Raw genomic sequence first — 2299 nt, 5'->3', positions numbered from 1 at the left:
TCTGCTTCCGCTTCAACAGACGCTTTGTGTTGGCGAGGATGACTGAGCGGATTGCGAATGCGGTCTGCTGCTGTAAGCCCTGCCCGGAGTGGGCACTGAGGCTCGCGGAGGCTTATGGGTAATCAAGTTACATTTTGCCACTATGTGATGCAGTTTTCTGTATAAACAGTGGAGTTGGCTTTGAAGCATTGATTCATAACAAGCCAGTCTTTTCTGCTGGTCATTCAGACTATCACTGGGCAACACATAGGCTCTCATCTATAGACGAGATGATTGAGATTAAAAACTGGAATAATCCTTTTCTGTCTGAATGCGATGTTCGGAAGTTCCTCTACTTCTTCTTGAACGATTATCTCGTGAATGTTCGTGACCCATCAACGGTTCAGAAGCGTATCGCTTTGGCTGTAGATGAATTTCACGTAAAGAGCAATTGTTAAATAAGGCCACAGGCTCAAGTGCTTTTGCTAGCACGGACTCCATTTGTTGCTGAAAGGTCTTAGTCTCGACTTGGTCTTCACAGAATGACTCGTCTTGATTATGGTGATATGGATCAAATTGCTATCCAGACAGTGAGGCAGCATCAAAATCCTAGTGGCGACCTATGGATTGATCCATGTATGAAGGGCACATCGAATTATCAGCAATTTACAGGGTTTCGGCGACATGAAAATGCCGCTTAAGAGGCGGCTGAGCATTAGAACTTCATCTTGACCATTGACGAGATCGCCCGAGCTATGGGCGTTTCACCCCCCGCCGTCAGCAAAGTTTTCACCTGTGCGTTTGACCACTTGGGGACTCAAGGAGGTGCCCAGTGCGGCGTTACAGCGAGGCTGTCAAAGCTCACTCATGAACTGGATGAGCCCGCCCGCTCGTTAGTGCGTGGCGATGATTTCCGGGGAGAGCGGCATTCTCATCTGCTCTCTCTTCGCTTGGCGCAAGAGCTGGCGCTTGGAAGAGGAGGTGGTGCCGACATCGCAGAAGGATCACGAGGACTGGAGTGCTGCCAACAAGTTCTCGGTAGTTCTGGAGACTGCCGGGCTGAACGCCACCGAATTCAGCGCCTACTGCCTGTAGCGGAGATTTTCCTGGAGCAGATGGACCGCTGGCGGCAGGCCTCGTAGGATGCCAACGAGAAGCCGGTGCTGACGCTGAAAGTCAGAGGGAGCTTGAGAAGCTCTACGCCTAGTGTCCTGTCCCTGTGTTTGGTTTAAGCCGCGCCGCAGGCCAACACAATCTGGCCTCGCTTAACGATGGAGTGAGGCAGTGAACGGGAGCTGGCGAGAGCCTGGAGCGGATGAACCTCGTCGTTGCTGAAACCATCGGCGGCATCGCACGCCCAGGGCTGACTGAAAGTTATTTTATCCCGTCTCTGCTGGGCTGATGCCAACCCAGCTCAGCATTCGGCTGATGTCGTGTGCCACCGCCATCAGGCCTGCGCGGATCGATCGGAAACCGTTCCAGCGCAATAGATTGAGAGCCATGGTCCGCAAGAGAGCCAGGACCTGGACACCATTGCGATGGGTGTAGCGGTGAGCATCCTCACCAAGCTGGGTGTCGCGAGGCCAGTGCCACTGGTTTTCGATCGCCCAGCGCTGCCGCACCAGACGGAGCAATGCTTTTGGGCTGGTGCGCAGGGTGGTGATGAACAAGTGCACGTGGTGAAACGGCTTGCCGTCACGCCGGCCAGTGCTCACCAGCTCGATAATCCAGCTGGCTCCAGCCCAGCGCTCACGAATGGCGTCAGTGGCATTGCGGGCACGCAGCGTCCAGCGGACTTGGCGGCCATGGCTGTCGTCGACATCGCTGATCACCACAGGGAAGTGCCGATGGCCGCGGAACTGGGAAACGATCTGCTGATACAGCCGGCGCTGGTTGTTTTTGACCGTCAGGAGCAGGTCGGCGCCCTGCTCGGCGGCGAGCTGAAAAACGCTGGCGAGGTATGCAGCGCATCCGCTTGGATCAGCACGCCCTCGAGCTCCAGCGTGCTCAGCAAAGCTTTCAGGGCCGCGCGCTCGTGGGATTCGCCGGTGTCAAAGGAGGTCTGCGCGATCGCCACACCCAGCTCCCTCGCATAGAGCGTGACCTGGGTGACAAACCGCGTTGCGCCATCGGCGCCATCGGGCTGCGCGGCAGAGCCCCTCAGGGTTTTGCCGTCACAGATCAGCTGGTCATTGTCCCGCGTCAACCCCCTTGGCCGATTCGCGACAACCAAGTTGGCCGGTGAGGGCCCCCAGGTTGTCGCCGGCGACAACCTGGGGGCGGCGACACGAAAAGTGAGCCACTCCGCTACCAGAAGCCC

The 2299-nt window shown here is 56.6% G+C and carries 4 protein-coding genes; 2 read left to right on the top strand and 2 right to left on the bottom strand.

The window, feature by feature from the left end; genetic code table 11:
* Window positions 1-134 precede the first annotated feature (134 nt).
* Window positions 135-437 (top strand): hypothetical protein, encoded by a 303-nt coding sequence (locus tag KBZ33_RS21970; RefSeq protein ID WP_396108973.1) that lies wholly within the window; start codon window positions 135-137, stop codon window positions 435-437.
* Between the two features lie 442 nt (window positions 438-879).
* Window positions 880-1074, top strand: coding sequence for a hypothetical protein (locus KBZ33_RS21350; protein ID WP_255012024.1), 195 nt, complete (start codon window positions 880-882; stop codon window positions 1072-1074).
* Window positions 1075-1358: 284 nt separating this feature from the next.
* On the opposite strand, the gene KBZ33_RS21345 is transcribed toward KBZ33_RS21350, so the two are convergent.
* Window positions 1359-1889, bottom strand: coding sequence for an ISAs1 family transposase (locus KBZ33_RS21345; RefSeq protein WP_255012025.1), 531 nt, complete (start codon window positions 1887-1889; stop codon window positions 1359-1361).
* Window positions 1886-2185, bottom strand: a complete 300-nt coding sequence (locus tag KBZ33_RS21340; protein WP_255012023.1) for a hypothetical protein — start codon at window positions 2183-2185, stop codon at window positions 1886-1888. Before KBZ33_RS21340 ends, KBZ33_RS21345 begins: the two co-directional genes overlap by 4 nt.
* Window positions 2186-2299 lie beyond the last annotated feature (114 nt).

It is taken from the genome of Cyanobium sp. Cruz-8D1 (assembly GCF_024345975.1).
In the GTDB taxonomy this organism is placed as follows: domain Bacteria; phylum Cyanobacteriota; class Cyanobacteriia; order PCC-6307; family Cyanobiaceae; genus Cyanobium.
Note: the sequence above shows the minus strand (reverse complement) of the source record. Positions and strands in the feature narration are given on the sequence as shown.